4 protein-coding genes are annotated in these 5,675 nt (G+C 76.0%); 2 read left to right on the top strand and 2 right to left on the bottom strand.

Features of this window, described 5'->3' with window-relative positions; translation table 11 throughout:
• Positions 1 to 116: 116 nt before the first annotated feature.
• Complete coding sequence (locus MPTA5024_RS03800) at positions 117 to 1,394, bottom strand: alpha/beta hydrolase (protein WP_051457667.1); 1,278 nt, start codon at positions 1,392 to 1,394, stop codon at positions 117 to 119.
• Between the two features lie 188 nt (positions 1,395 to 1,582).
• Here MPTA5024_RS03800 and MPTA5024_RS03805 point away from each other — a divergent pair, with 188 nt between their 5' ends.
• Positions 1,583 to 3,454 (top strand): cytochrome c oxidase assembly protein, encoded by a 1,872-nt coding sequence (locus tag MPTA5024_RS03805; protein ID WP_157099280.1) that lies wholly within the window; start codon positions 1,583 to 1,585, stop codon positions 3,452 to 3,454.
• 114 nt (positions 3,455 to 3,568) lie between these two features.
• Here the strand turns inward: MPTA5024_RS03805 and MPTA5024_RS03810 are convergent, their stop codons facing one another.
• Positions 3,569 to 5,245: a DEAD/DEAH box helicase gene (locus tag MPTA5024_RS03810; RefSeq protein ID WP_232326162.1), complete on the bottom strand. Its 1,677-nt coding sequence runs from the start codon at positions 5,243 to 5,245 to the stop codon at positions 3,569 to 3,571.
• A gap of 218 nt (positions 5,246 to 5,463) precedes the next feature.
• Here MPTA5024_RS03810 and MPTA5024_RS41800 point away from each other — a divergent pair.
• Positions 5,464 to 5,675, top strand: a 212-nt coding sequence (locus tag MPTA5024_RS41800) for a hypothetical protein (RefSeq protein WP_442922014.1), incomplete at its 3' end; no start/stop codon positions are given.

Genomic DNA, 5,675 nt, shown 5'->3' on the forward strand with positions numbered 1-5,675 from the left:
TACCGCCATCCCCTCACTGACCCCAGGACTCAAACGGCCCAGGCGAGGGAAGTGCTCACTCACCGGCGGCTACCAGAGACCGAGTCTGCCTGATCAGACCGACCCGGTAGCTCCCATTAGGCGAGGAGGAAGGCCAGGGCGACCGGCAGCCGCTGGGACCACCAGTAGGCGTCATGGCCCCCGATCCACTCCTCGTGCCGTACGGCGCAGCCCCGGCCGGAGAGGGCGACGGCCCAGTCACGCGCGCTCTCCCGGAATCCGCTCTCCAGCGTTCCCGCGCCGAGGTAACAGCGGGCGGGGGCTCCCCCGGCCGCCGACGGGTCGTCCTGGGACGGCGGGGAGCCGGGACTCAGCGCCGCGACCTTCCGGAACACGTCCGGCCGCCGGCAGGCGGCGCCGAGCGCCCAGTCGGCGCCGTTGGACACCCCGGCCGCGATCCACGGGCCCGCCGCCGCCCCGCACGTCTCCCGCGCCCAGCCGAGCACCGTGTCCGCCACGAAGGCCAGGTGGGCCGCGAAGCGCGGGGGGTCGGAGGAGGGGATGTACTCGCGTCCCCGGGCGTCGCCGGTCTCGTCGGCGCCGCCCGTACCGGACGCGCAGTGGACGCCCACCAGGACGAAGGGCGGCACGTCCCCGGCGAGCACGGCCGGCTCCAGGGTGCGGGCCAAGGCGGGCACGAACTGGCCGTCCGCCATGACGCAGCCGGGCAGCGGGCCGGCGGCTCCGGGCGGGCGGTAGACGGTGACGCCGCGCGCCTCCCCCAGGAACCGGAGCTCGTGCCGTTCGACCACGCCCGTCACCTCGGCCGGGCCCGGCGCCGGAGAGGGCGCCCGCGGCCCCCGCCACCGGACGGTCACGTGCCCGTCCGCCCGGTGCTCGCCGTGGTGCCCATGCTTGCCGTGGTCCCCGTGCTCGCCGTGGTTCCGGTGGTCCCGGTGGGAAGGCCGCTCGGGCACGACGTGCAGCTCGATGACCGCCTCGTCCAGGCCGCGTACTCTGACCGACGCCTCCCACAGGTCAGGGGCGCCGTCGACCGGCCACAGCACGGGCTGCAGGCCGCCGCCGACGTTGGGCGGGCCGTCCTCGCCACGCCACAGGACGTGCAGGACGTCGCCTTCCGCCCACACGGCCAGGCGCTCGCCGCCCAGCCGGGCGCGCAGGTCGCGCGGATCGCGGGACGCCCACACGCGCAGGACGTCCTGCCCCTCGGGCAGGGCGGCCTCCATCGCGAGCGCCGCTCGAGAGCGGTTCTCCGCCAGGAGGGCGGCACGGACGGCCGCCAGGGTCTCCCGGCCCGCCGCCGCCCGCTCCTCGTCCGTCACGCCGGGACGGCCCCAGGCGATCTGTTCGCCGTCCCGTTCGAACGTCCACACGCCGAGCCGGTTGTCGTCCACTGATCGACGGTACCCCGGCCCGGGCCTCACGTCCCGGCACCGGGCGCGCGCGGGCGGCCGCCGCCCCGGCACAGCGGGAATCGGTGGCATTACTCCGTTTCGTCCTCCCGGGCGACCCCCTCTCGACATACTCGGACCAACGTGAGATCACCGGTGCGGGATCGGTGCCGAGCCGAGGAAAGCCGACGATGACTTCTGCCAGGACGACGTCCTCCGTGGGGCGGCGCGCGCTCGTCTCGGCCGGCATGCCGGCCGCGGCGTTCGCCGTGCTGCTCCTGGCCCTGTGGTTCGGCGGGGGCAGGCCGAGGCCGGCCATCGAGGGGCTCCCGTCCCCCGGCCCGCTGACGACCTGGGGGCTGCCGCTCGTCCGGCTCGTCCACGATCTGTCCGCCGTGGCGACGGTGGGCGTGCTGCTGACCGCCGTCCTGCTCGCGCGGGACGAGGACGAGCGGCGCCGGATCGCCCGCGCGGCGGCGCCGTGGGCCCTCGTCTGGGCGGCGAGCGCGGCGCTCACCGAGGTCCTGACGCTGTCGGACTTCCTCGGCCTGCCGGTGGGCGACGCGCTGCGCTCCGGCGTGCTGACGACGTTCCTCTACTACATCCCGCAGGGCCAGGCGTTCCTGCTGGTCACCCTGGTCGCGCTGACGGTCGCCGTCGGCGCGCTCCTGCCGCTCGACGCGGGCGGACGGGCCCTTCTGCTGGCCCTCGCCGTGTTCGCCGTGCTCCCGCCGGCGTACGCCGGGCACTCGGCGTCCGCGGCCGACCACAACCTGGCCATCTCCAGCCTGATGGCGCACATCGCGGGGGTCGCGCTGTGGGTCGGCGGCCTGGCCGGGCTCGTGGCCTTCCTGCCCGGCTCGGCCGGCCTGCCCGCGGCGGTCCGGCGCTTCAGCGCGCTGGCCCTGTGCTGCTTCGTGGCCGTGGGCGTCTCGGGCACGATCAACGCGTGGGTGCGACTCGGAGAGGTGTCCCAGCTCTGGGAGTCGCGGTACGGCCTGCTGGTGCTGGCCAAGGCGGCCGCGCTCGCCGCTCTCGGCTGGTTCGGGTGGCGGCACCGCCGGGCCACGATCGCCGCCCTGGAGACCGAGGGGTCGCGGCCGTTCCTGCGGCTGGCGACCGTCGAGGTGGCGGTGATGCTGGCGACCGTCGGCCTCGCGGTCGGGCTGTCGCGCACCGCGCCGCCCGCGTCCGCCGGCGTGCCGGGAGTGGCGCAGCACCAGCACGACGCCCTGGGCTACACGCTCCCGCCGTACACCCCGGGGCGCCTGGTCACCGAGATCCGGCCCGACCCGATCGCGCTGCTGGCCGTGGCGGGTCTCGTGGCCGCCTACCTGGCCGGTGTACGGCGCCTGTCGGCCCGGGGTGAGGGCTGGCCCGCATGGCGGACCGCGTCGTGGCTGGCCGGGCTGCTCGTGCTCGCGTACGGCCTGGCGGGCGGGGTCGCGGCGTACGGCCCCGCCGTCTTCTCCATCCATGCCGCGCAGTACGCGCTGCTCGGAGCCGTCGGCCCGGCGCTCCTCGTGCTGGGGGCGCCGCTCGGCCTGTATCGGCGGGCCGTCCCGACCGCGGGCGAGCACGAGGACGGGCCGTGGGCCCGCGCGCTGTCCCTCCCGTGGGTGGCGACGGCCCTCTACGCGGCGCCGTACGTCGCGCTGTACCTCACCGGCCTGTTCGAGGCCGCCCAGACGAGCCTCGCCGTACGGCTGGGCCTCCAGGCGGTGGTGGTGGCTACCGCCGTCGTGTTCCTGGAGGTCGCGACCGGCGTCGACCCGCTCCCGCGCCCGATACGGCCGCAGGTCAGGGCGGCCATGCTGCTGGCCGGCGTCGCGGTGCAGGCGTGGGTCGCCCTGGAACTGCTGGCGGGGCCGCTGCAGGGCCCCGGCTGGTACGCGTCGCTCGCGCTGCCGTGGGGCCCCGAGCGGAACGGCGACCAGCGGCTCGGGGCGCTGCTCGGCCCGGGAGCCGCCGCCCTGACCCTCGCCGCCCTGCTCGTCCTGCTGCTCCTGCGCTGGCGCGACGCGCGGCGGCGGCTGTCGGCCGGGGCCGTCCAGGCGGGCTGACGGCCGCCGGACGGGGACCGCGAAGGCCGCCGCACGGGCGCGCGTACGTGCCCCGAGACCCGCGGACCGGCGTGCGGAGGCGCCGCGCGGACGCGCCGATCGCCCGTACGCGGGTCAGCGGCGGCGGGGCGCCTCGTCGCGGTCGAACCGGACCGTCGGCTTCCTGCCCTTGAGCGTGGTCCTCCGCAGAGCCGAGATGACCTCCTGCGCGGCCCCCTCGGGGATCTCCACGAGCGAGAACCGGTCGGCGATCTCGATGGCGCCGATGTCCCGGCCGGAGACGCCGGTCTCGCCGGTGATCGCGCCGACGATGTCCTGCGGGCGGACGCCCGCGCTGCGGCCCGCCCCCACGAAGATCCTGGTCATCCCGCCCGTCTGCCTGCGCGGGCGCCGGTCGTCGCGTCCCGGCCCCTCGCGCCGGCCCCGGTCCGCCCGCTCCGGCCGCGGCGCGACATCGGGGATCTCCTCCTCGTCGGCGGCGGCGCCGGTGGACTCGTGGGCCAGCTTCACCGCCGCGAGCGCGATGTCCATGAGGTCGAACTCGTCGCACAGCGTCTCGACCACGACACGGAAGCGGTCGAGGTCGCCGTCCTCCATGATGCTCTCCTCGAGAGCGGCCCTGGTCAGCTCCAGGCGCCGGGCCCGCAGGTCGGCGACCGTCGGGACCTTCTCTATCGTGATCCGGCTGCGTGTCACCCGCTCGATGGTCTTGAGCATCCGGTGCTCGCGGGGCTCGGCGAGCGTGATCGCCACGCCCTCCCGGCCGGCCCGGCCTACCCGGCCGATGCGGTGCACGTACGCCTCGGGGGCCGACGGCACGTCGTAGTTGATCACATGGGTGAGCTGCTCGATGTCGAGGCCGCGGGCGGCGACGTCGGTGGCCACCAGCAGGTCGGCCGTGCCGGCCCGCAGCCGGCCCATGACGCGGTCGCGCTGCTCCTGGCCCATGCCGCCGTGCAGGGCCTCGGCGCGGTAGCCCCGGCCGTTCATGGTCTCGGTGAGCTGGTCGACCTCCTCCCGCGTGCGGCAGAAGACGATGGCGGCCGTCGGGGCCTCCACGTCGAGCACGCGGCCGAGGGCGGCCGGCTTGTGCGCGCGGGACACGACGTACGCGCTCTGCCGCACCAGCGGGGCCTCGCCCGCCGCCGGGGCCTCGCGCTCGATGCGGATGCGGACGGGCTCGCGCAGGTGGCGGCGGGCGATCCCGTCGATGCGCGGCGGCATCGTGGCCGAGAACAAGACCGTCTGGCGCTCCTCAGGGACGTCCTGGAGGATGGCCTCGATGTCCTCGGCGAAGCCCATGTCGAGCATCTCGTCGGCCTCGTCGAGGACGACCATCGCGATGCCCTTCAGCGGGAGCGTCCCCCGTCCGATGTGGTCGAGCGCGCGGCCCGGGGTGGCGACCACGATGTCCACGCCCCGCTCCAGCGCCCTGAGCTGCCGGCCGATCGGCTGGCCGCCGTAGATCGGAAGCACCCGCGCGCCGAGGTCCCTGCCGTACCGGTGCATGGCCTCGGAGACCTGGACGGCGAGCTCGCGGGTGGGGACGAGGACGAGCGCGGACGGGGTCTCGCCGCTGCCCTCCTGCAGCCGCTGCAGCACCGGCAGGGCGAAGGCCGCGGTCTTGCCGGTGCCCGTGGCGGCCTGGCCGAGCAGGTCGCGCCCTTCGAGCAGCGGCGGGATCGCCTCGCGCTGGATAGGGGTGGGCTCCTCGTACCCGAGGTCGGACAGGGCCTTGAGAAGCTCGGGACGCAGCGCCAGATCGGCGAAGCCGGGTCCCTCGTCGCTCATGTCTTCGACCATGTCGGGGCTCCTCATGGGGCTGATGTGCACGGGATGACACTACGGTCTTTCCGCCCCTACCCCGAACTCCGCGTCCGGCGCCTGCCTCTTACGCAGTAGGCCGCGCCTCGGCCTGGCGGAGGAGCGGGTTCGGTCTTCCGGGGGATGGCGGGCCGCGCCCGGAGGGGCAGCCTGGAGAAGGAGCGCCGATCCGACGAGGGGGTCCCATGGAAGGCACGGTCCGGTGGACACGGTGGGCGGGCGTCGCGGTGGTCGCGCTCGCGGCCGCCCTCCTCGTGGTCTCCTGCGGCACGCGGCTCTCCCCGGGAACCGGGGGCGGCGCGGCGCACGCGGCCCACGCCGCGGCGAGCACGGAGCCGGCCGGCGGGGCGGAGGACGGCGCCGCGGCGGGCCACGGCGGGCACGGGACGGCGGCGCC

It is taken from the genome of Microbispora sp. ATCC PTA-5024, from assembly GCF_000511135.2.
In the GTDB taxonomy this organism is placed as follows: Bacteria; Actinomycetota; Actinomycetes; order Streptosporangiales; family Streptosporangiaceae; genus Microbispora; species Microbispora corallina.

What these genes read in the sequence shown, in the direction of transcription:
- MPTA5024_RS03805 (WP_157099280.1), top strand. Translation starts at nt 1,583, where the DNA reads ATGACTTCTGCCAGGACGACGTCCTCCGTGGGGCGGCGCGCGCTCGTC.
- MPTA5024_RS03810 (WP_232326162.1), bottom strand. Translation starts at nt 5,245, where the DNA reads ATGAGCGACGAGGGACCCGGCTTCGCCGATCTGGCGCTGCGTCCCGAG.